The sequence below is a fragment of the Vibrio sp. KUL80 genome (assembly GCF_059725495.1).
The window spans coordinates 1698823-1723414 of the sequence record NZ_AP045842.1 but is presented as its reverse complement, the minus strand read 5'-3'; the positions used below and the strand labels follow the sequence as shown (position 1 = coordinate 1723414).

20 protein-coding genes are annotated in these 24592 nt (G+C 45.4%); 3 read left to right on the top strand and 17 right to left on the bottom strand.

Annotated elements, in window-relative coordinates:
* Positions 1–185 precede the first annotated feature (185 nt).
* Entirely contained in the window at positions 186–1535 is a 1350-nt protein-coding gene (locus tag AC6I8U_RS24245; RefSeq protein WP_498019649.1) for a glutamine synthetase family protein, read from the top strand.
* Positions 1536–1549: 14 nt separating this feature from the next.
* Positions 1550–2827 carry an NAD(P)/FAD-dependent oxidoreductase gene (locus AC6I8U_RS24240; protein WP_498018845.1) on the top strand — a complete coding sequence of 426 codons (1278 nt, stop codon included), beginning with the start codon at positions 1550–1552 and terminating at the stop codon, positions 2825–2827.
* A gap of 92 nt (positions 2828–2919) precedes the next feature.
* Here the strand turns inward: AC6I8U_RS24240 and AC6I8U_RS24235 are convergent, their stop codons facing one another.
* The 7 genes from AC6I8U_RS24235 to AC6I8U_RS24205 form a co-directional block, all read right to left on the bottom strand.
* The gene (locus tag AC6I8U_RS24235) at positions 2920–4905 is read right to left on the bottom strand and encodes a flavohemoglobin expression-modulating QEGLA motif protein (RefSeq protein WP_498018844.1); all 1986 of its coding nucleotides are present in this window, start codon (positions 4903–4905) and stop codon (positions 2920–2922) included.
* Between the two features lie 2 nt (positions 4906–4907).
* The gene (gshB, locus tag AC6I8U_RS24230) at positions 4908–5948 is read right to left on the bottom strand and encodes a glutathione synthase (protein WP_394150420.1); all 1041 of its coding nucleotides are present in this window, start codon (positions 5946–5948) and stop codon (positions 4908–4910) included.
* Positions 5948–6298 carry a MaoP family protein gene (locus AC6I8U_RS24225; RefSeq protein ID WP_498018843.1) on the bottom strand — a complete coding sequence of 117 codons (351 nt, stop codon included), beginning with the start codon at positions 6296–6298 and terminating at the stop codon, positions 5948–5950. Before AC6I8U_RS24225 ends, gshB begins: the two co-directional genes overlap by 1 nt.
* Positions 6299–6632: 334 nt before the next feature.
* Positions 6633–7937, bottom strand: a complete 1305-nt coding sequence (gene paeA / locus AC6I8U_RS24220; protein ID WP_498018842.1) for a polyamine export protein PaeA — start codon at positions 7935–7937, stop codon at positions 6633–6635.
* A gap of 287 nt (positions 7938–8224) precedes the next feature.
* Positions 8225–9706, bottom strand: coding sequence for a DUF1254 domain-containing protein (locus AC6I8U_RS24215; RefSeq protein ID WP_498018841.1), 1482 nt, complete (start codon positions 9704–9706; stop codon positions 8225–8227).
* Between the two features lie 237 nt (positions 9707–9943).
* On the bottom strand, positions 9944–10720 hold the full coding sequence (locus AC6I8U_RS24210) for a hypothetical protein (protein WP_498018840.1): 777 nt from the start codon (positions 10718–10720) through the stop codon (positions 9944–9946).
* Between the two features lie 156 nt (positions 10721–10876).
* Positions 10877–11938 carry a linear amide C-N hydrolase gene (locus AC6I8U_RS24205; protein WP_498019648.1) on the bottom strand — a complete coding sequence of 354 codons (1062 nt, stop codon included), beginning with the start codon at positions 11936–11938 and terminating at the stop codon, positions 10877–10879.
* 120 nt (positions 11939–12058) lie between these two features.
* Here AC6I8U_RS24205 and AC6I8U_RS24200 point away from each other — a divergent pair, with 120 nt between their 5' ends.
* Positions 12059–12967, top strand: a complete 909-nt coding sequence (locus AC6I8U_RS24200; RefSeq protein WP_498018839.1) for a LysR family transcriptional regulator — start codon at positions 12059–12061, stop codon at positions 12965–12967.
* A gap of 27 nt (positions 12968–12994) precedes the next feature.
* Here the strand turns inward: AC6I8U_RS24200 and AC6I8U_RS24195 are convergent, their stop codons facing one another.
* The 10 genes from AC6I8U_RS24195 to AC6I8U_RS24150 all read right to left on the bottom strand — a co-directional run bounded on the left by AC6I8U_RS24195 (position 12995) and on the right by AC6I8U_RS24150 (position 24432).
* Positions 12995–13486, bottom strand: coding sequence for a GNAT family N-acetyltransferase (locus AC6I8U_RS24195; RefSeq protein WP_498018838.1), 492 nt, complete (start codon positions 13484–13486; stop codon positions 12995–12997).
* 60 nt (positions 13487–13546) lie between these two features.
* A complete protein-coding gene (locus AC6I8U_RS24190; RefSeq protein WP_498018837.1) occupies positions 13547–14503 on the bottom strand; it encodes a Gfo/Idh/MocA family protein in 957 nt (318 codons plus the stop codon).
* A 19-nt stretch (positions 14504–14522) separates the two neighbouring features.
* On the bottom strand, positions 14523–15431 hold the full coding sequence (locus tag AC6I8U_RS24185; RefSeq protein ID WP_252017219.1) for a LysR family transcriptional regulator: 909 nt from the start codon (positions 15429–15431) through the stop codon (positions 14523–14525).
* A 38-nt stretch (positions 15432–15469) separates the two neighbouring features.
* The gene (locus AC6I8U_RS24180; RefSeq protein WP_498018836.1) at positions 15470–16759 is read right to left on the bottom strand and encodes a BatD family protein; all 1290 of its coding nucleotides are present in this window, start codon (positions 16757–16759) and stop codon (positions 15470–15472) included.
* A complete protein-coding gene (locus tag AC6I8U_RS24175; RefSeq protein WP_498018835.1) occupies positions 16756–18438 on the bottom strand; it encodes a vWA domain-containing protein in 1683 nt (560 codons plus the stop codon). Before AC6I8U_RS24175 ends, AC6I8U_RS24180 begins: the two co-directional genes overlap by 4 nt.
* Complete coding sequence (locus AC6I8U_RS24170) at positions 18435–19496, bottom strand: VWA domain-containing protein (protein WP_498018834.1); 1062 nt, start codon at positions 19494–19496, stop codon at positions 18435–18437. Before AC6I8U_RS24170 ends, AC6I8U_RS24175 begins: the two co-directional genes overlap by 4 nt.
* Complete coding sequence (locus AC6I8U_RS24165; protein ID WP_498018833.1) at positions 19493–20068, bottom strand: DUF4381 domain-containing protein; 576 nt, start codon at positions 20066–20068, stop codon at positions 19493–19495. Before AC6I8U_RS24165 ends, AC6I8U_RS24170 begins: the two co-directional genes overlap by 4 nt.
* Entirely contained in the window at positions 20065–21024 is a 960-nt protein-coding gene (locus tag AC6I8U_RS24160; RefSeq protein WP_498018832.1) for a DUF58 domain-containing protein, read from the bottom strand. The genes AC6I8U_RS24165 and AC6I8U_RS24160 overlap by 4 nt, the downstream gene beginning before the upstream one ends.
* Positions 21025–21042: 18 nt before the next feature.
* Positions 21043–22041: an AAA family ATPase gene (locus AC6I8U_RS24155; protein ID WP_498018831.1), complete on the bottom strand. Its 999-nt coding sequence runs from the start codon at positions 22039–22041 to the stop codon at positions 21043–21045.
* 114 nt (positions 22042–22155) lie between these two features.
* Positions 22156–24432, bottom strand: coding sequence for a tetratricopeptide repeat protein (locus AC6I8U_RS24150; protein ID WP_498018830.1), 2277 nt, complete (start codon positions 24430–24432; stop codon positions 22156–22158).
* Between the last annotated feature and the right edge of the window lie 160 nt (positions 24433–24592).

Genomic DNA, 24592 nt, shown 5'->3' with positions numbered 1-24592 from the left:
AGATGACGATTAACATTTTAGATACATTAGTGTTGTGTTTTACTGAACATTGTGTCTATGGTTAAAAAGCAACCAACACGGTTGAGCCCAATTTAGGGCTTGATACATAAGGAATCGTTGGGAAAAGTGGAGGAGCCACAGTGGGAACGAGTCAACTTGCGAGTAGTGCAGACAACATCGAACCAATTCAACTTGGTCACGAAAAGCTTACAATTGAACGATTTATTGAACAGCATCCAGACGTCACCAGTTTGGATTTGATCCTGTTCGATATGAATGGTGTTGTTCGAGGCAAACGTGTCCCCATCACCCAACTCAACAAAGTTTTGGAACAAGGTATTTGTCTACCCGCTTCGGTATTCGCACTGGATATATGCGGCGAGACGGTAGAAGAAACCGGACTGGGTTTTGAAAAAGGTGACGGTGATAGGATCTGCCGTATGGTGGCAAGCTCACTCACCACCACGCCTTGGCAAGAGAACAGTGCCCAAGCGATCGTCACTATGTTTGAGCCAACCTCGAACCAACCTTTCTTTGCCGACCCAAGACACGTACTCGAAGTTCAGCTAGAAAAATTCGCTGACAAAGGACTCAAACCTTGCATCGCAGTTGAGCTGGAATTCTATCTACAAGATCTTGAACCCGACGAAGCTGGCAACCCACAACCACCATTGATGCCAATCAGTGGTGAACGCATGACACAAACTCAAGTCTATTCCCTAGAAGAGCTCGACGAATTCAAAGCCTTCCTCGATGAGATCATCAGCGCCTGTGAAGAGCAAAATATCCCAGCTGAAAACATCACAGCCGAGTACGCCCCTGGGCAGTTCGAGGTTAACCTAAAGCATACTGATGATGTTCTACTCGCTTGTGACCAAGCCATGCTGTTAAAGCGTGTGGTTCGAGCGGTCGCCAAAAAACACGGCTTCTACGCCAACTTTATGGCGAAACCTTACACCGAATACGCAGGCAACGGCTGTCACGTGCATATCAGCCTGCGAGATGAAACCGGAACCAATGTTTTTGGTGAAGATGAGAGCGTTCTTCTCAATGCGATTGCGGGCGTACTAGCACACCTTGAAGATAGCATGGCGATCTTCGCGCCTAACGCTAACTCTTATCGAAGGCTACAGCCTAATATGTTTGTGCCATTGCACGCGACATGGGGTTGGGATAACAGAACCGTGGCGGTTCGAGTACCTGCAAGCGGTCAATCAGACAAACGTATCGAACATCGACTCTCTGGTGCCGACGTAAACCCCTACCTCACCGTCGCAGTGTTGCTCGCGTCTATTCTCGACGGCATTGAAAACAAACTCACTCCGCCAGAGCCAATAGAAGGCGATGCAACATTACTCGAGCTTCCTATGCTGCCTATCTCTTGGGATATGTCACTGCATGAATTTGCTAACAGTCAGTTTATGAAACGTAGCTTTGGAGAGGAGTTCTGCAAGGTTTACCTAGCAAACAAAAAACATGAGCAAGCTCGCTTCTCGGCGCAAGTCTCGCCATTAGAATATCAGTGGTACAAGTAAAGTAAGGATACAAAATGAAAGTGAAGCACACAGACTCTTATTACGCCGCATCGCGAAATCAGCAATTCGATTTTCCTAAACTAATGGGAGATCATATTGCTGACGTCTGTGTTATTGGCTCCGGCATCACCGGAGCCACCGCCGCACTCGAGCTTGCTAACAAAGGCTTTAAAGTGATCGTCCTAGAAGCCAATCGCGTTGGCTGGGGCGCTTCTGGAAGAAGCGGTGGCCAAGCGATCTTCGGTTGGGCTTCCGAGCAAGACACCTTAGAAAAGTTGGTCGGTAAATCCGACGCAAGAAAGCTCTGGGATATTTCAGTTGAAGCGTTAGCGCTGACCAAGTCAAACATCAACAAGTACAACATTGATTGCGATTGGCGAGATGGCATGGTGCATGTCGGCGTTAAGCCTCGCCACGATAAAGAGCTTAAAGCTTGGTATGACGACCTCACCGAAAACTACGGCTATGAGTCGCTAGAGATGTGGGATCAAGAAAAGACGCATCACCACATCGCAAGCCAAAAATACACATCTGGTATGTTCGATAGCAACAGCGGCCATCTGCATCCACTCAATTACACGCTTGGCTTGGTAAACGCTGCCAAACAGGCTGGTGCAGAGTTCTATGAAGACAGCGCCGTGACCAAAATCGAGCATGGTGACCCGGCTACTCTATTCACTAAAAACGGCACCGTAAAAGCTAACCACGTTATCCTCGCTTGCAACGCGTATATGGATGGCTTGGAGACCAAACTTGAAAACAAAGTGATGCCCGTTGGCACCTATATATGTGCCACCGAACCCTTGGGTGAAGACGTTACCGGTGCTCTAATGAAAGATCACATCGCCGCTTGTGACATCAACTTTGTCTTAGATTACTTCCGCTGCTCTGGCGATCACAGGATGCTATTTGGCGGACGAGTCAGTTACTCTGGCGTCGCTCCGTTTAATCTAGAAAAAGCGATGCGTGGACGGATGGTAGACATATTCCCTCAGCTATCAGACGCAAAAATCGATTATGCATGGGGTGGAAATGTCGCCATCACAATGAACCGCGCGCCACACTTTGGCCGACTCAAACCCAATGTCTACTTTGCCCAAGGCTTTTCCGGTCACGGCATCGCGGCAACGGGGATGGCAGGCACACTGATGGCAGAGTGCGTCGCAACCACCGCAGAGCGCTTCGCGATTTTTGATAAGATCCCGCATATGCCCTTCCCTGGAGGAAGATTGTTTAAGACTCCAGCGTTGGTTTTGGCAATGTCCTATTATCGCGTGAGGGATATTCTTTAGAGCATATTCCAAAGGTAATAAGGGGTAAGGATGCACAGTACCCTCACCCCGTATCACTTATCAGATCTTCTGTATTCCAGTATAACCTGACTCTAGCGCAATGAGTTAATAAGATACTCTAGTGTTGGTTCTAGCGTCCCACCTTTATCATCGAATCGATACTTTGGCGGGGTCAACCAGTCTCTTTCCACCATTTCACTTATCAAGTCAAGATACTTAATACTGCATTTACCAATCAGTAGATTATTTAAGTTACTGTCCTCCTCTGCCTTCAATATACTTAAGAAGCCTGTGAGATAAAGGTAATCTTTGGTAAAGCCGCCACCACGATAAACGCGTGTCGTGGTCATAAATGCAGCGTCTTTTTGAATGCCAAGCTCCTCGACTAGGTAAGAATAAGTATTGTAGAAGTTATGCTCCTTCAGCATCGAATCGACAGCCAACACGCGAGTCGAAAGGTCCTTCAACCTGTCCAAAGACATGTACCCGGCCTTATACTCGGCCATAATAGCCATACCTTCTTGAGTAAAGGTAGAACCCGGTAAGCCCAACTGAAAAATCTTCAAAGCCTGTTGCTTAGCGTTGTATGTCGTCGCCATGTGTACACCTAACTCATGCTGTATAAGTCGCTGTACTTCCTCATGAGTAAACGTTGCGCCCTTATTCACAAACAACGTCGGAGGCACGGAACTCACCATTGCTCGTGCTGCAAGTGAGCTGGTTAGCGTTATTTTGCACTTCATCCCCCAATTTGTAGCAGCGACTTTCATTTGCTCTGCCGCTTCTGATGCTGAATATATTTCACGCGGCGCAGATGAAATATCTTTTGCATACATCAAAAACTTCGCATTGCTTACTGCAGCTTCATCAGGACGTCCATGATAAGCTAAACTGTTGTATAGAAAGTGTTCTTGACCAACACTCGTTAGTAGATCGACTTTCTCGCTGAGTTTGTCAATCATGTCGCTATAAAGCTGACGCATGTCAGGATCAGCAATATCCTCTATTGGAAGCCTATAGAGCTGAAACTTAAACTCGTTCGCATTGATTGGAAGTTGTCGATACCGGTAGTTAGGTTGATAGCGAGCTGCGTTGGCAAAAAACCGCTTCTTCTCACTCGGGATATTTGTTGGCGTCACATATTTCAGCGTCTCTACTTTATGAGCCAATCTGTATAGAGCACGATCAACAGACAAAACTGCAGGATCGATAGCTGAGCTCAACATATCTGTCTTGCTTACTTTGGGCTTTCGATTGTAAATGCGTTGAAAATAAGCACTGGTCTGGCTGAACGCTTCTTTAAGACCAGATTGTAAAGCTTCTAGAACGAGTGGGTATGGGGTGCCACTTTCCTCTTCCATGAACACTTTTTTGACCTCTGTGGGAAGTACCAAAGTCCGGTCAAAGTTCGCATTAGTGTGCGCGATAAGATAGCCACGTCCTTCAAATACTGAGTTTTCCTCAGCCGTTACTTGTATGTTTGGGAGTTCTATTTTACGAAGCTCTTGCATGAAACGAGTGACTGTCTTGCCCCATCTCTCACCATCAACCTGAGACGTTCCGATGTTAAAAACGGGAGTGCTCTTCTCTATGCGTTTGTAATTGTATGAATGCATATCAAAAACAATGACAAGACCAAACATCGACTCAAGTTTCTGTATCAGTGCAGAGTATATCTGATAGAACGCAGCGTGCTTGCCTTGGCTATTCATACGCTGCTTTGCAGGTAAAGGCTTATCCCAAACCTTTTGCTCCCAGGCACTACGGTAATACGTACTCAATGACATCGCACGATTTAAGTCGTACTCAAACCTCGAGTCCAACCCAACTAGAGTAATCGGCTGAGAAGAAATCATATCATCGGTAAATGGGTCTTCTTCAAAATACCGTTGCTCTTTAGTTAGTAGACAATGTTTTATCAAATCTTCACGCAGACGTTCGCCTGCGTGAATGGCGGTACACACCACTGGTAAGTACTCGTCGATTTTCAAAACACAACCGGTCTCTTCCACCTCAGCATGAAAAGTCGTGGTATTTTGAATACGTTGGAGAACATCAGATACAGAGAGTTTTTCCATCGTTAAGACTCGATTTGGTGCGCGTTTTGGACCGCAAGCCTAAATGCACTCTTTCTCTGCTGAAGAAGATCTTTGGAATGCACAATATTTTCAACAAAATCAATAACTTGCCTCTGCAAACGCACTCGATTTAGCTTATTGATGCGCATAATACCGCCGGGACTAAGCACGTTAACTTCGACAAGCTTGCTTCCTATCACATCCAGTCCTGTGAAGTAGAGTCCATCGCGAACCAACTTGGGACCGATCGCCGCACATAGACGCTTTTCTTCTTTAGTAAGCGTATGTTTCACTACTGTGCCACCAGCATGAATATTTGAGCGAATTTCACCTGAAGCAGGTACTCTCCTCATCGCGCCAATAGGCTCTCCGTTTAGCATCAAGATACGTTTGTCGCCGTCTTCTGCGCCTTCGATGTAGTCTTGCAGGATCACGTAGTTACTCGTCTCACCTTCACCAATGTAAAAGTCGAGCAAAGATCTAAAGTTCTGCTGGGCATTTTTTTCTATGACGATGACACCATGACCACCATATCCATTGAGCGGTTTAAGTATCATTTTCTCGCTGGTACTTTCTTCCAATACGCGTTGCAAATAGTCGCGGTTTTTCGAAACGTGTGTCGCAGGGATAAACTCGCTCGCAGTGCCACCCATACTCGCAGTGTAAAGCTTGTTATTCGCTAGGCGCAGACCTTCGAGATCATTGATGATTAACGTGTCATCCTTTATTGAGTCTAGAAAGTTTAGTGCTAGGTTATCTAGCGGAGGGTTAGCTCGCATAAAAATGACGTCGAAACCAGCCATAGGTAGGCGAGCTTTGCGAAAGTCCGCATTACGATAAAAAGTAGGAATTTTATCGGATACTTTACCTTTCTTTAAAACCTGACAGAAACCAAATACCGTACTATCTCTTATCGTCAGACCACTCGTTGTTGTAATCGCGACCGTATGGCCGCGCAACGCGCACTCGTGAACTAAACGCAGAGTGGTATCTGTCTCGGGGCATACTCGTTCCCAAGGGTACATTAGAAAGCAAATGTTCATTAATCGTCCTCAAGTGTTTCAACTATGTCGTCTTCTGACGCTTCGGGCTTATTGCGCCCATTGAGGGTATGAAACTTCTTTCTACCGCGAGCTAAGTTAATATATTTAAACCATGTTTTTTCTATCTTCGATTCTGGTTCTACTTCAAAGTGAGCGACTTTCACAAGACGTCTTTCTTCTTCATTTATCGCTTGAAGTTCGCCAGTTTCTAGACTCAATAGTGTCTTTCCATAAAACGTCAAAATTTCTTCTTCAGCTAGAGTGAAATCACCAGATTTAGCAAAGCCACGAGGGTATTTGAGATTGTCATAGAATCTCGTAGCGCCTTGGCGTATTGAAGTTGGGGTCATAGTTACCTCGAATTTACCAATGGGTGAGAAAACTTGATGAATCGAAAGGTAATTCTTTACAGAAAAATTAAAAGGAAATTTTCTTTGTCGTGAAGATAAATAATTTTTATGGACACAGTTGAACTTGCATTTCCGCCTAATATGCCTGCATTTTGGTGATCGATTAGACAAATAATCTAATTTGAATGGATATTGAATGACCAAGTTTTGGTCATTTATTTGATGAGGGTAAAAAAGAACAGTGACAGTAGAAATGGGGAGCTAAGTAACTAGCTCCTACTCGATACAAATTTTGACGCAGTACTCGTCTTTGATTGCATAACTTTGAGTTGCGTTACTCAACCTCATCTATAACTTCCACGCGAGTCACTAACAATTGATCCACTTTATAATCATCAATATCAACAACCTCAAACTTATACCCAGAGAACACCACAGAATCAGTGCGACGCGGAATTTTCTTCAACATAAACATCATAAAGCCAGCGATGGTTTCATAGTTTTGCGAATGCGGTAGCTCATCAATTTGCAGTGTGCGCATAACATCCGTAATAGGCGTGACACCATCGACTAACCAAGAATGCTCATCACGGGCGACGATCTGCTCCTCACCTTCTGCTAACACCCAACTACCCATTGCTGCGCTTTGTAAGTCATTAAACGTTACGACACCAAGCACTAGCGCATATTCGTTCAATACCACTGCGAAATCTACGCGGTTAGATTTAAAATACTCCAGCGCTTCGGACAAGCTCAATGTATCGGGAATGATCGGGCAGCTTTGAACCACACTGCTGCTTTTCAAATCCAAAGTCTGTTCATTAATGAGACGAATCAACAGCTCGGTTGAGTTAACAAAGCCTTTGATCGCATCAAGCTGCCCGTCACAGACTAAGAACTTGTGATGAGGGTTGTCAGCTATTTTGCGTTTAAGCATCGATTCATCATCACTAAGTGAGAGAAAAGCGATGTCTTCACGCGGCGTCATGGCAGAAGTAATAGGGATGGATTGCATCTGAAATACGCTTTCCATCATTTGTTGCTCGTTGGTATCCAGTACGCCCGCTTCCGCGCCTGCATCCATAACCGCATAAATATCATCACTTGTGATGTCATCATCGCGCTCAGCTGGAACGCGTAGCAAACGAAAAATCAGAGTCGCCAAACCATTAAACACAAATACGATGGGTTTAAGGATGAGTATGCAAACCACTAAAGGCTTTACCAACGCCAAAGCGACGGTCTCGGGCATCGCCATGGCGATACGTTTAGGCATAAGGTCAGCAAACAGAATAAACAGACTGGTAACCAAGGTAAAAGAGAGAACAAAGCTTGTTTGAGCCACCCATGTTGCTGGAATCCAATTGCTAAGCATTGCGGCGATATAAGGGGTGAACGCTGATTCCCCGACAATGCCGCCCATAATAGCTACTGCGTTTAGACCAATTTGCACAACAGTGAAAAAGTTACCTGGGTGCGTTTGTAGCCCAAGCACTAAAGTCGCTCGTTGATCGCCATCGTCCGCGAGTTGGCGCAAACGAATTTTACGCGCCGCAGCCAATGAGATTTCTGACATCGAGAAAAAGCAACTGATTAAGATCAGCGCCATAATTATAGAAAGGTTTTCAAGTAGACTCATGGAGACTATCCGAATAGAAAAGTGGCGCCATTCTAGCCACAATTGGCGAGGATATTGAGAAAACTTCCACGAAATTATTTTGTCGAGACGATAACTTGGCTAACACTCTCTACATGAAGTACATTACGCCTAAATGCCCCAATTATCTCGCTCGACCCCATGCTAGATCGAATGATTGTAAAGGAAGCAGCAGTAAAGAGTTAACTGGAAGAGTCTTAGTAGCAAACAGTCATGCTAAATGAGTCAAACACAACTGCTTGCTGAGGTGGTTCAATACTGTACTAGCGTTATTTCAACTTCAAATCACTTGGTCGCCAAGATTTATCAAACCAAGCCTCCGTAGGACCATACGCTCTAAAGATAACGTTGTAGCCCTTACCTGGCATCGTTTGTACCCAGTTCCCCTCCCAACCTTTTGGCGCCTCAGGTGCGAAGTGAACAGTTACAGAACCATCCTCATTTTTACGGATATTCTCACTTAGACCATCAACACCTGCTGATTTTTGGTCGGTTTCCAACATAGAACGGGTTTGATTGTCGTACACCATGAATGACCAGAAGTTAGCAACCGGTACATCTTTAGGTAATGTTACTGTGTAGTGTTTTCCGCCATCAAGAAGATTGTCATCTGCATCACGAGTCGCCAATAAATAAGCAGAGCCTTTACCGACTGTATTTGCAACCATATCAGGAGTGATTCCGGTCGCCATAAAGTGGAATGTCGCCCTCTCATCTACTGAGATGACACCCTGCTCATCTTTAAATTCATGACCCGAGATCAGGGGTGTGAACCAATGGCGGTCATCGTAAACCTTCAAATTTTCTTCTGGATAAAAGTAAGTCGCGCGCGCTTCAGCAGTAGCAATTTTTGCAGCTTCTGCGAGTACAGACTTCATTCGATCATCTGGTGCAAACACTTTTCCTTTTTCGATCCCCAAATCTTGAGCTAAAGCAATCCATTCTTGGTCCCAAATCTCAGTGGGTTCATACTGAATCAAGGTATTGATCTCATCAAAGAACTTCTCATTCATGGCGTGAACGGTGTTGTACTGACGATCTGTTAGGTTGATAAACTTAGTCTTGTTACTTTTTCCATAAGGATACAGCTTCATTGTTTGTTTGAGCTTAGCGATGTTTCCTTCAACATCCGATTTTTGCCCGACAATGCGCAATAGTAACCAGTGTTGGTAGCCGTCCGTTTCAATCGGAATGTATCCGTCAGGCACTTCTCCTTTATAGGAATTGTGGTAGATGAAATACTTACCACCCTTACCCTGATCCATTGGGTGTGTGACGCCTACTTTGCCTGCAAACTTAAATGCTGCATTATCAAGCAACCCAAGTACAGGAGTGCCTACCTCCAACACAACAGGTCCGTCTTTGACGTCTACTTCACTTGTTACATAAGGTGTTGTCGTATTCGGGGTTAGCCAAATGCTACGTGCATTGAGCATGCCTTCTGAAATACCGATCGTTTGGTTTGGCTTCATACCGATACTTTCGTGTCCTGCAAATAGACCTTGCATTGATGCCACAGAAATACCTGACAAGAACACTCGCACTGCTGTTGCAGTATCAACAAAATCACGAGCTTTGATGTAGGTTTCGAGAGACGGTGCACCAGACGTATATTCCATCTCACCTAAGTAGATAGATTGAACACCATCTGGAGTAATGATTTCTTCTGGCACGTTGGCGCTATATTCTGGTGAGGCGAAAGCCGCGAATGACACCGATGAGACAAGTACTGATACCAACAATTTAGACATGTAAAACCTCGCAAAGGATAATTCTGAACGCGCACCTAACTCCTTTAACTCATTCAGTTTATTGCTGAAACAGTCCTTAGCGCGTCAAACATGTTCAAATATAGGCAACCAATCACCTTCATTCCAATAATAACTTTTAATATCAGATATGCATCATACGCATAATAAAACACCTTAAAGAGTTGTTCTGCATTGCCCTACATACAAATAGGGCAATGGGGCTTCCTAAATAGCAGATTAGAAAAAGTATCGAATACCCATATAAACATCAGAGTTCCACTGATTCTGTAGCTCAATACCTGAAACACTCAAGTCAGAATGATCAAGCTCCAACCGAGTATTGATCCACCATTTACGGTCACCAGTCAGCGGCGCGTTGACGATGAGTTTTGTCGAAAGATTTTCAGTTTCTACACTTTTACCGCTTAGCTTTCGGTACTCAGGCCAAATCATCATAAATGCACCACTGCTACCCAATGGAATAGATGCAGCAAGAGATACATTGACGCCATCAACGTCATCTTTTAAGCCTCCTACATCAAATTGGCCATAAACATAGCTCGCGATTGGAAATAGCATAAAGCCTGGCGTGTACTCGTGGTTGATCGCACCAACGCCGCCAAGGGCTAGTAGATCAGATTTAAGCCCTGAAGCGCGGATGTTGATGTAATCTGCGGAAAGACCAGCCCTTGGCATAAAGTTGACGCCAGTATCTGCTACTTGGAAATACTGGAATCGTGAGGAACCATACTCAAGTCCAAATTCATTGTCACCGTTATCGCCAGTGTTTCCGAATTTAGCTTCGGCCATAAACGCGAATTGATGACCATTGTCATAGCCCCCAGAAACCATAGCAACAGGCATTATGTTGCTATTACCACTCACCATAACAGCAGCTTGAGTGTATACATTAGTCAGATCAGAAGGGTCAATATCTTCACCGCTGGCTTCGGCAAAGGTGTAAAACGAGATAAAGGGAGTGACTGCTAAAAGAGTAAAGAGTTTTTTAATCATTGAAATATCCAGAATAGGAGGCGAAAACGCCTCCTAGAGGTTTGCTTGCTTGTCAGAAGGCCGATGTCAGAGTTTGCTTGTTCACCATCGGCATGCGAACGTTGCGATCGCTTGGTGCTTAATGATGAATCCGGCTTGAAACCGAACTCGATGGGATTAGTTGATCAGGTAGTGAGACATGACACCAATACGTTCTGAAACTTGGCCTGTGACATCACCAAATAGGTCAGCCCTGTCCGCCTTGATGCTGTAGTTTTTGCCATTGTTCAGCTTGTCGAAGTCAACCATGAAATGGGTGTATGCGTCGCCATATTGATAGCGAACCTGCATTACTTTTTGGTCCAGGTTATAGCCCATAGAATAGAGTGTGGCGTACCCACGCATGACTCCCTCGGCATCTGGACGATTTGCCGCATCCAACGGAATTTTGTAGGTGACACTATCTAGTTTTGCTAAGCCATTTACATAACTTGTCGGCTCTTTTAGCTGCGATTTCATGTACTTGTTCCAGACAAATCGCTGAGCTGAGTTGATGTTTCCAGGGATTGGGTATTCACCATCAATCACATCTGTCGTTGTCGGCTTTGCTTGTTCCCAGTTGGCAAGGTGCTCTTTAAATGTTGGGCTATTCGTCATCACGTCATATTGTTTACCGCGATAGATTTTCCAACCGCCATCAAGAAACTCGAGCACGGCAGAATCGCCGCTTTGATCCTGAACTGAATAGTGCCCACGCATTGAATGGCCGTTGTGCTCAAAACGTTGGATCTCTATATCGTGAATGTTTTGCAGCGCTTCCTCTACTGTCGAGTAGTTATCGAGTAAATAAGCTACAAATATGGCATTAGAGATCTGGTCAGCACCGCTTTCTATGTTGCCAGTTGATTCTTCATCTAAGAACAGACCATTGGCCGAGAAGCCAGCCTCATTAAAACCATCTACAAGACCAATGCCATATAACGTCATTCCGATAGATGCGTATTTAGATGTCCACGTTTTACCATTTTCCGAGTTATGACCTTTGTAGCTTTGACCTGCATGACGAACTTCGATAGTTGGCTGGTTTTCTTCCATCCAATCCATGGTGCGACTAACAAATACACCGTGATCTTCCGTTTCCCATAGGATGCGAGAGCATGCTTCAGCCGTTGCACTGATTGTTCCAATAGAAATGGCTGCGGCTAGGGCTAACACAGATTTGCTTTTAAGAGTTTTCATCATTTTGCCTACTTAACGTTATTGTCTGGAAATGACTTTAAACAGTTAATCGCAACAGTGAAAATCACATATGTTGTATAATCTACAACATAAGTTAGTTTGCTAATGGAGAATTCTAATATGCCGAGAGCGTCATTTGACCAACTTAGTGCCTTTGTGGCGGTTGCTGAACAAGGCTCATTTAGCAAAGCGGCAAGAGCGTTAAATAAAGATCGTTCTACTCTGCATCGCCAAGTTTCCGAACTCGAGATTGATTGGGGAATAGATCTGTTCGAGCGAAGCGGGAAGTTCCCTAAATTGACAGAGCAAGGAGCAAGTTTAGTCCGTCCATCTAAATTCATTATCTATCAGATGAACGCGTTAGAATCGGCGACAGATAGCTTATTCTTGGGAGAGCAAACGAGCCTCTCAATTTGTCATGATGCATCCATTCCTAGTTCAGCGGTTAAGCAAATTGATCGGGAGATTCGACAACGTCACCCAATGACAACGATTAACTGGCTCTCTCGTTCACGTGATACAGCTTTGAATCACCTCATCGATGGCAGTGCGGATTTTTCTATAACACTTAATCAAGGAGCCGTTCATCCCGAAACTGGTGTCAGCTTCATCAATCTTGGCTACCCTGCCTTCGATTATTACGTTCACAGAAACTCCCCACTAGCCAAAAGCAAAGGCTTATCCTTGGCAGAAGTTCAACTTCATCGGCAGTTTGTATTAGAGGATTTGCAACAAAGTCAATTTGGGCAGCAAACTCTTATATCGTCGAAGATTAGCTCAATAAGCGACCCGTCAATGTTGCTAGATCTATTAGAAACGGAAGGATTTAGTTTGTTACCAAAACACCTTCTAGGAGTTAGAGAGGACGAGTTTGTATCACTAGATGTTGAATTTGCGGTTCAGTCTGGGCACTTTGGCTACGTACTACTTTACCCAGCGAGTGCAATAATTAAACCTCTTCAACAAGATTGTATTGAGGCTGTCAGCAAGTGGTTTAAGCAGGTTTGTGCTCCGGAAAAGGCTAACTAGTAGAGAGAATGCATACCGCTTTTCTATTTAATCCTTAAGTGATTTCCAGAAAACCACCTTATCATCACCTTCATCATAGTAATCAGGTATTACAGCTACTTGCTTATATCCGCACTTGGGATAAAACTCCCTCGTCTTTTCATACGCTGGAAGCCCCGATGTTTCGACCAACAAAATGCGCGCCTCTTGACCTTTAACCTGACTCTCAGCCTGTTGCATCATAGCTTTACCGATACCAACGCATTGATACTTAGGTTGTACAGCGATCATGAGTAGGTTCCATGTGCCCTCGGTCATTCTTTCTGGGGAACAAAAAGAAACAGCAACAATGCCCGCTTTCTCATTGTCTGCAACCGTCCAAACTTCTTGCGAGTCACCAGAGAAATACTCGGACGTCATTTCATCGAGATATTCAGAGGGAAACATTTCATTCGCATCGATGATGGATTTAACCGCTGGCAGGTCATTTTGTTTCATGGCACGAAGTTGGCTATCGGTAATCAATTGTCTGGCTCTCATATTTCTTAAGGAATGAGTTAAGAATAGCTTAGTTTGTGTTTGCCAATGAATGGTGAACTTTTACTCAACATTGAGCTTATTACGCATTTCTTCGATGATACGTAAAGTATCAATCGTCGCTTTCATTGGATGCTTATCACTCTGGATTTTGTTTTGTCTTAGACACTCCATCGCCTCCGCAATTTGATACTCAAAACCGGCACCCAAGTGCGGTGCGTCGAATATTTCGGAGTCCCTGTCAGTAACCAGCGTTGCTTTCTCTGCACCAAAAAAAGGTTCTGCGACTTCGATTCGTCCCTGTTCGCCAAATATGACCATGGTGTTTGGGGTATTGATATTGAAACTGCACGTAAACGTGGCACTAACGCTATTTTCATATTCAAGAATCGCCGAGACACTTTCTTCGACCCTCGTTTCCCCTACTTCACCTGTGATTTGCCAGTTTAGAGGCAGTTGCTCGAAGACATAATTTGATAATGCGATGTTGTAGATACCAATGTCATGCAGTGCACCTCCTCCCTGCACGGGGTCAAAGAGGCGGTCACTGTAGTTACGCTCAGCTTTAAAGCAGAAGTTTGATTGGACGAGTTTTATTGGCCCTATTCGCTGCTTCCAGATTTGGATTTGATCCCAAACTGGAAGGAACTTAGACCAAAAGGCTTCAATGATAAATAGGCCTTTCTCGATAGAGACCTCACGCAGATGCTCAGACTGCTTGGCAGTCATTGTGAGTGCTTTTTCGCACATGACTGGTTTGCCTGCATTCAAGCACATCAAGGCTTGTTCATAGTGAAAGGCGTGAGGCGTCGCGATGTAGATAATATCGATATCGGGATCTTGTGTTAACGCTTGATAATCTCCGTAAACGGTCGCTATCTGATATTCATCTGCAAACTGTTGGGCTCGCTGCTGATTTCTGCTTGCTACGGCTTGGATAACAGCGTCTTCGGTAACACTGATCCCTTTAGCAAAATTGTGGGCTATTCTACCCGGCCCTATCACACCCCATTTGATCATAAGCCTTCATCCTTTAATGTCATTTATTGAGCGTACTGGCAACCTTAGCAATTTGAGTTCTTAACCATTGATGTGCCGTATCCGAATTTCGGCTTGGGTGCCAAACCATACTTAGTCCGTGCACTGAAGCGCCAAATGGCATTGGCAGCGCCTTTACGTTGAGTCCTTGGGAGAACTTGGTAAACGTAGAGTGCGTGACCAGACCAATGGCCTCGGTCTGGCTAATAGCTGGCAACATATCCACTTCGCCTGGTGCACGATACACGATCTTACGCTTACCAAATTCAGGGAAGTCTTTCTCGCTAAAGAAGCTTTGACGAGTATGCCAACGAGACATTACGACGTGTTGCTCGGCTAAATACTCTTCGGTAGTGATGGTCTCACCCGTCAGCCTTGGATGGTCGTTCGATGCGACAACATAAAGCGTTTCTTTGAAGATCTCTTTGGTCTTCAACGTAGTGACATCAGTGCGCGTTCTATCAATGACCAAATCATAGCGCTGTAAACGCAGGTCGGACTCATGGTCTTCGGTGAACAACGGATGCACTTCAAGTGATACCTTGGGGGCTATCTTAGCAAACCTTACCAATAGCTCAGGTAATACTGCATAGTTCGCAGCAGACACAGAGGCGATAGAGAATGTCTTGGTCGAGGTCTTAGGATTAAAATCGCGCGACGCTTCCAGTGTCGAATTGAAGTTTTTAAGCGACGTTGCCAATGCTGGATAGATATCGTTAGCAAAGGTTGTTGGCTCTACGCCACTAGCGTTGCGGTGGAATAGAGAATCGTCATAGATTTCTCGAAGACGCTTGAGTGCTTTGCTCACTGCTGGCTGGCTAATACCAAGCCGTGTTGCCGCACTGGATAAACTTTGCTCTTCGTAGATAGCAACGAAGACTGGAATAAGATTAAGTTCGGTGTTTTTCATTCTAACCTTTTTGTTTTCACCAGCTCGGCTCAAGTACTCTAACGCCACTTATCTAAACCCTTGAGTACAGATGAACGTTCGCTGCGCTTTTTTGCCTTAAGTCTTTTCCACATTCTGCGACTCAACGCGGCGTCTGGTGTTTCATTTTGTATGCTGTGACTCGCTTGCTGCCATGAAGGTTCGTCATGGATCTTTTTGAGTTCAACTTCTCCGCTAACTTCACGACCTTTTTTGTAGATCAAAGCCCTCACTAACGCCCACTCTCCGTGTCGTAGCGCTTTCGCCAATTGCCACCACTGTGGTGTTGGGTGCGTTTTGTAGAAGCGATACATTAGCTTGAACATTGTAATTAAGGCGAGCATTACTACAAAAAGTATAACGAGTTCAGTTTTATACGTATTGATCAGCGAGCGCCAAGTGTGAGCGACCTGCACTTTTTTCGCAGCTAAAGTGACAGACTTGACCGATTGCGACTCCACATCCCACCAGCGAATCTCCTGCTCAGGGAACGTCACTTCACCGCCTGTCGTGAGAATATACGTCACCTCGTCGGTACGTTTCGATTTGTATACACCACGGGTCTGGCTATCGTTCAACACACTTGGTTTGGGATAACCTTTTACTCCTTCTACACTCGGCTCGCTCAGAGGCGGCAAAAGTATCGATAAGGTATCGGCGGCTTCGATATTCAAGGTTCTTACTAAACTATCGCCCGCTTTTAAATCCTCCGAGGATGCCTCCCAAGACTCATTAACTTTGACATCTTGAGCAGAGAACCAGGGTTCATCTTGAGTGAACGACGCATCCGGCAGGTAGGTAAACAGCGACATCGGTTCGGTATACAGAGTGCCGGAGACGGTCGAGCCGTCCTGAGCTGAAACCTGAACGCCCACAGGGACTTTCGGTAGTCGATATTCACCACTTTGTTGAGGATAGAGCGTTATCTCCCAACGCTGCCGAGACCATGTCTGCCCATTTTTACGCTCGGTGTAGTTGGTCGCTAGTTGATTCCGCTGTTTTACAATCAGATCGGGCATCCCAAATCCAGAGATACGAGTACCGCCTGTAAACCACCTTGGCGTTGCCACCTCAATATAGAGAATCACCTGTTCTCGAATAGCGGCAGGCTCTGCTGCGCTATCACCTTTACTTAGCCAAGATTTTATTTCGACACCGCCTTCACGCTGCAACTGGTTTATCGTCATGTCCGCGTGTGCGGGCATCGACAAAGATACCAGAGTGGCGAAGAGAATCAGTCCCAGCTTAGCTATTGCTTTTAGGGAGTTACGTCGGAAATTAATCGCTCGTCGGAAGTTAATGGTTTTCATTGTTGACTCCCTTGTTCACGAAGCTGGATTTGGAATTTATTCCTCAAAAAATTCTTTGGATCGGCTTCCACTTTCCTCAGCCATTTATCCGCCAGTTCTTGACTGCCCAATATTTCGTTAGCATTAAGCGTTTCTTTTAGCATTAGCTGTGACGCTGTTTCTTCATCCGCGCCATCAGCGGTTCGAGGATTATCCCCCAGCTCCATAGATTCTTCAGGTCCATCAGTGGTACCTGATTGGCTCTCACTTACACGATTAATTTCATCCACCAGCTCACTCATGGCTTGGTAGTTTTGCTTGGCAACATTGGCAATATCTTCGTCGTTGGTTTTTTCCATAAGATCTTTATAAAGGTTTCTTGCAGCAAGATATTCACGTTGCCTCGCTAACGTGTTGCCAAGATAGAGGATCGCTCGTTCATCGCCTTGCACCTGAACAAACTGAGATTGGGCTAAAACAAAATCACGCCCATAATAAAAGGCGATACCTTTGTTCATCGGCTCTTGATAATGGTTCGCCGCTTTAATGAACTCGCCTTGATTGAAGTACCATTGTCCCTGCTGTTCAGGGGTTAGCCATAGATTCATCCAAATCTGTTTCGCGCTGTCCCAAAACTCTTCAACATTCGATTTGGGTTCTGTGATCTGCTCAGTTTTTGCCACCACAGAAACAGTTTCGGCCTGAGCTTGGCTTATTATCAAATTAGGACTGATTAACGATGCTAATAGCACCCACTGAACCAGCCATCCTTTTCTAAACCAAAGCAGCGCAAGAATCATCACAGGAAAGATGAGGTAGTATCCCATGTCTCTCCACGGCATAGCCGACTCCCCTGAGATTTGCATATGTCGCTCGACATCCGATGCGATTTTGTTGATGTCACTATCATCAGTTGTGAGCACGTAATAACGACCATCTGTATCGCTAGCCAGCTTTTTCAAGCTCCCCCAATCAGTCGCTGAACTACTTTGGATAGCATCGTTGCCCACACCCAATACCATGATCAGTTGGTTAGTATCTTTAAATGCCTCTTGATACTGCTGAATACCTTCTTGAGAAACGCCATCAGAGACAATCAAAATAGATGCAGACGGAAAGCCTTTTAACTGAGATTGCAACTCAGGAATTGCCGATTGGACACTCTTACCTTGTACCGGAATCACCTCAGGCGTTATCGCATTGAGAAATGGCAAGAACACTTGATTGTCCTCTGTCATCGGCATCGCTGTGTGTGCACTTCCACCGAAGACAATAAGTGACGTTTTGCCACCTTTTCTAGCTTCTAGAAGGTCTCGGATCTTGTATTTGGCACGCTCTAAGCGCGACGGCGGCAAATCCGTTTGCTCCATAGAAGTACTGACATCCAGCACAATAGCGAGCGCCCCTTGGTCTTCTCCAAATGGTGACGGTTCGCGCTCCCAGGTTGGTCCCGCACAGATAACTATAGCAACACTAAGAATCGCACTGAGTAGTTTAAGGGGAAGTTGGCTTTTCCAGCCCTGCTCGCCAATGATCAATGCCTTTTGTAAATGCTCTGGGATGATGGTTTTCCATGCAGATTTTGACTCTCTACGCCAACGAAGCAACAGCAGTACCACAAGTGGGATAAACGCCAACAGCCAATAAGGACGCATAAAATGAAACTGAGAGAAGAACTGCTCAATCGCTAAACTGCTCATGATTTGCCCTCCGTTTCGATAGAGGCAACATCTTGCTTTCTGGCTAAATCCACTGGCTCAGAGTTAAACATGGAACGACGAATCGTAGCGGTGGTAAACGCGATAAGATAAAGAACGACGACAATCATAATTAAGTAATGATGCACCGTTTGTTTAGGTAGGTATTGTGTGCTTTCGTATAACTTTGGCTCCAACTCCCCAATAGCTTGATAAGCACTTTGCAATGCTTCTTGGTCCATCGCTTGAAACGCTTCGCCGCCCGATGAGCTAGCGATGTTTTGAATTGTTTCCATATCTAACGCTTGCTCGCCTACGGTTTCTGGATCGCCCATTGCTATCACATGGATCCTCACTTGTTTCGCAGCGGCAACGGTCGCGGCATCTTTCGGCTCAACAAAGCTCCCTGTGTCGTTGCCATCAGTGAGAACAATCACCACTTTCTCTCGCTCCGCTTCCCCTTGCGATTGTTCAAACACCTTGATTGCCAGGCCAATAGCATCACCTAAGTGAGTACTTTGTCCTGCCATCGCGACTTCGGTTTGATCGAGCAATGCCAGCCAAACATCGTGGTCGGCAGTAAATGGCGTTTGTAAGTAAGCGGCATCGCCAAACAAAATCAAACCAAGACGGTCACCATCTCGCGTAGCGACAAAGTCTTTAAGTACACCTTTGACTGCATCCAATCTTGATATCGCTTGACCATCTGGAGATAGAAAATCCATCTCTGCCATTGAGCCCGACAGATCGACAGCGACCATCACATCTCGTCCGAGTTTCTCGCGCGTCTGTGGTTCGCCAAGCACGGTGGGCTTAGTCATTGCGACAACCAACAAAACCCAAGAAGCAACAAGGATTGCACGCTGCCACCAAGACGGATTCAGCTGACTCGCCCCCTGCTCGGGCTCTTCACCAAGAATGTCTAAGAGGCTTCTAAAAAACGGCACCTTAATCGCACTCTGTTTGGTTTTATAAGCTGGGACTAAGCGGTAAACCAGAATCGGTAGGGGTAAGAGCAATAGCCATATTGGGTAAGTTAGAGAGAGGCTTTCCCAGTTCATGATGACTCCCCCTTGAATTGAATCAACGATCGACGAACACCACTCAATTTTCGCTGAGCTGTATTTTTAAGCGACCAGTATTCTCTTAGCCAAGAGGGCGTTTTATGAGAATCAATCCAAAGCGATACCGCGCTATGTATATGCTGAGTTTCCGCATTCGTTAACACCACCGATTTGGAGATGAGAGACTGTAGCCACTTATCTCCCAGCTCAGTAGCTAGGTTGCTATTTTGATCTAAAGACTGTTGACTCAAATACTCCAACCAAACCTTATTAAACTGTTGAGGCTGATTTGAATATAGGTAGTGGTGGATACTTTTTAGCACGTCATAACAAACCATCGAAACATTCTCGGACTGTCGATGTTGTTCAAGTACTCGTTTCGCTTCTCTCCGATAACTCTGCATCTGATGGTCACAGTAGGCTATGGCGAACTTGTAGATAGCAAATAGAACGATGAATAATGCCAGCACTTGCCATCCTATGGTTTGTGGAAGCCACGAGATAACATCTGGATTTGGGACCTCTGACATATTGCGAAGAATATAGGAACTAGGCGCTGTTTGACTCATGAAGACACTCCTCCCACAGCACGCTTAAACGCATCGATATGTTTACCATCAGTTGATAGCTCGATAACAGGAAGTCGCTTCATCGCCATTAGCTGACCAAGTCTCTCAAGACGTTGGTGAGATTGCTCCCGGAGCCCAAGGTTGGCTTTATCTAATTTCGTTTTTTCAGTCACGCTTAGCTGATATTTGCCATCTCCAAATACCAAAGAAGCTGAGTCGAGAATGTCTGCTGGTAACGCCGCTTCAAGCGGATCGGAAATGACTACGCTTAAGATGTCGTTGTGCTGCTGTAGGTACTTCAATCTATCGAGATCGAATTCAGACGCCCCAGACCAATCACTAATGAACAAGACAGTGGCGTTCTTAAGCCCGAGATTACCAAGCATACGAATGGTGGCTGACAAACTAGATGCGTTACTGTCTTCACTGGAGATATCAAGCGCATTATTCGCTTCATTGAGCCGTTTTAAGGCATGCAAAAGATGGTTTTGCGAGCGTTGAGGCTTTAAGTATTCAACCTGTGTTGTGTGGCTAATGATAAAACCAACTCGATCATTGTCTTTCAAAATGCGCCACGCTGACAGAGCTGCGATCTCAGAAGCAACCACGGACTTCATGGTATCGATAGAAGAGAAATACATGCCACTCCGCTGGTCAACACAAATGATAAAGTTTCGGTCTTTCTCTTCGGTATAAGTGCGCACGTGCGGTTTGCCAGTGCGCATCGTGACCTTCCAATCTAGATTTCGAATATCATCACCGAGCTGGTAATGGCGAAGCTCTTCAAAGTTAAGCCCACGTCCACGAAACGGCGAGCCGTGTCTACCTGACATGCGAGATTGCGCCACGAGATGCGGTAATAATGAGAAAGCTTGCACTTGTGATTGCAGCTTAACCAAGCGCTCATAAGAGGTATGAATTCGACAATCTTGGTTGTTAGCGTTTTTAGAAGCCATAGTAGTACCTCTGGCGGCTTAGCCTATCGCAACAACATCAAGAAGGTGGTTTACAACATCTTGCTGGGTCACTTGTTCTGCCAACGCGTTGTATGACAGTGCAATTCGGTGTCCGAGCACCATGTTCGCTACCGCTCTAACGTCATCAGGCTCGACATAGTTTCGACCCTGTAACCAAGCATAAGCGCGGCTGCATTTATCTAAAGCGATAGACGCACGCGGGGAAGATCCAACGAGAATCCAATCTGACAGTGACGATTCTGGGTAGCGCTGCGGCTGTCTTGTCGCCATCACGAGACTGACGATATAATTCTCGACGATGTCCGATACCTCAATCTCTGGCATTTCTTTTCTTGCGGCAAAAACCGAATCTGTTGAGATAGTGATAATGTCATTGGAGGTGGTAGTTTCAGAATCCGCAGCAACCAATATTGAACGTTCTTCATTTCGCACTAAGCGAATGATGTCTCGTTCTGCCTCGTCCTCTGGATAATCTACCGTCACCTTCATGATGAAGCGGTCCATCTGCGCCTCAGGTAACGGATAGGTACCCTCTTGCTCGATTGGGTTTTGTGTCGCGAGAACCATAAAAAGCTCTGGCAATTTATGGCTGTCTCCCCCTACCGTCACCGTCCCTTCTGCCATTGCTTCCAACAAGGCGGCCTGAACTTTCGCTGGTGCACGGTTGATCTCATCCGCCAAAACAATGCTGTTGAAGATTGGGCCAGCTTGGAAGTGAAGCTGAGGCTTACCATCCATATCTTGGTAAATTTCAGTACCAGTCACATCGGACGGTAATAAGTCTGGCGTGAACTGAATACGCCCAAAGCTTGTATTCAGGCGATCGGCCAATGATTTAATAGAGCGTGTTTTCGCCGTGCCCGGCAAACCCTCAAGCAAGATGTGACCATTGGTAATCAAGCCAACCACCAGCGCTGTGACCACATATTGTTGACCGATAACCGATTTACCTACTTCTGTAATCAGGCGGTTAAGTTCTGTTTGTGCTTGATTCATTGGTTCACACCTTTTGATTGCTCGTCTTCGTTAAATGAATGGACCTCAATGTAGTGCTTAATTTTACCTAGCCACTCTATAACTTTTGGTTATAGAGATAATGCTATACGGCCCCTAATAGCGTGATTTTAGCTGCTGTATAACTTCTGGTGGTGCAACTTTGGACAGTTGGCTCAGACATTGAGGCGCGCCTTGGTGTTTGTACTTGAGCATCAAGTCGCACTTCGAGAATAAATGCTCTGGGTTTCGGCTCAATTGATAGGCTTTGTCTACGGCGTTAAGCGCGACATTCAAATTGGCAGTTTCCATAGACAAACCATATACGAACCAATATTGAGGATTACTTGCCTCTAGCTCGGTAGCTTCTGCCAGTAACTGGCTGGCAGTCGCTTTATCACCCTGTCTTAGTTTTGAAAGCGCGGCACTGTAATGAATGGCTGCCGAGTTTGGCTGATTTTTCATACCTAGCTTGAGTGTTTGGTCTGCCAACTTCTCATCGCCAAGTCCTCGGTAGTGATCGGCAAGATTGATGTAGCTATTTTCAAAATAAGGCTCTATTTCGATGGCCCCTTGGTATTCTGCAATTGCTTGTTGGCTTTTACCCTGTGCCGCGTAGATATTGCCAAGATTGGTTCTTCCAAACCCTCGGTCTGAGTTGTACTCCTGAATTTCTATGTACTCTTTCAAAGGGGCTTTTAGTTGGTCTTTTTGGAGTGGGTTTAACTCTCGCCAATATTGAGCTAGAGCACCTGCGGCTTCCGCTCGAACGGCGAGCACTTCATCTTCAAGGAGCGGAGAAATAATCTGCCAGCGCTGTAGAGCCGGATATGGCGCGCTGCCTTGTATCGCACCAATTCGAATCATGGGTTGCTGGTTTTTCACGGCCCGTCCTAACGCGATCAAACTGTTTTGCCCTTGAAAACCAGCCATTCGTTGCAACGCTGACGCTCGTACAATGGATGGTTGGTTCACATCTTGCGCAATGTAAGAGAGCGCGTCTGCAGCCGCTGGGTGACCAATATCCGCAGCATAGAAAGCTACACCATAGTGTTGAGTATTTTGGTAGTTGGATTTAGGGAACCACTGAGCCAAAGTTTCGCTCGCCCAGTCAGCATCTTTGTCCTCATGACAGGCAGTACAAACATTCGGCGTGCCGATGTGTTTACTCATATCTGGTCTAGGTATGTGCCAGCTGTGATCTCTTCTCGGATCGACTTCCATGTACGTCGTCTCTGGCATATGACAGGTTGTACATTTATTCGCCTCTGTTCCTGCTTGGTGGAATGTATGCTTTTCTGGCGTGTATTCAGAGGCAACATGGCACTGAGCACAAACAGCTTCTTCTGGTATTTTGAGCTTTGCGGAATGGGGATCGTGACAATTGGTACAAGTCACACCCTTTTGGGCCATCTTTGATTGTTCAAATGAGCCAAAGACATACACTTCATCGTAGATCTGACCATCTGAGTGATAAAGTTCTGGCGTTAAATTGGAGACTAGATACCTATCAAATAGATCCCCTTGAACGTGATCATACTGCTCTGACAACTGAACACGGCGACTGTGGCATTGAGCACAAACCTTAACCTGTTGTGTCTCTTTGATGGACTTTGGTTGTAGTGTCGAATAGCCCTCTTGATAAATCCATTCCGAGACCGCTTTGGTTAAATCGCGATTAAAACCATAATGATTATCTTGAGAAAAGCTGGTCGGATTTTCCTGCTTTGAGAGAGTAACATGCAAGCTGCCTGGTCCATGGCACGCTTCACAACCTACGGTGATTTCTGACCACGTTGTGTCATAGCGGTTCGTCGCTTTGTCGTATTTTTTTTCAAGATTCGTTGAGTGACAATCGGCACACATGAAGTTCCAGTTTTGACCAGTGTTGGTCCAATAAAACTCATCATTGGTCGTTGTTTCTGGATAGAGGTGATACCAACGCTGCCCACCCTGCGCTTTAGCCCTAGAATCCCAAGTAAAGGGGATTAACTGTACGCGACCATCATCAAACTCGACCATGTACTGTTGAAGGGGATAATGACCGAAGGTGTACTGGATTTGGTAGTCATGAAATTGACCATCAGGACCTTGGATATTGACCCAAAATTGGTCGTCCTTTTTAAAGAATCGGTTGTCTTTGCCTTTAAACTCAAATACAGCGTTATCGAAATCGCCTAAGACACTTTGCTCTGTTGCGTGGTCCATCGCTCGCTCATGGTCTGAGCCCTTCCATTGCTCAACTTCTTTTTGGTGACACTCAACACAAGCTTCACTACCCACAAAACTCGCTTTCAAATTGTTTGAGGTCGACATCTTGCCATCACCGCCACGTGCCGTGACGCTTGCGAGCAGTATCACAACCACACTAAACACTCGAACCACTACGCCCATCTGACATTCCTTTGCTTTGTTGCAAGTTATTGTTATTTCAATAATAACAATAGCGTAGAATCATCACTGAGCAAGGTGAGTTATTTGATTTGGCTTAGATTTATACAAAAAAAGAGAGGCGCTTTGCCTCTAATGCCGATCAGTTAAACATTAATCGGCA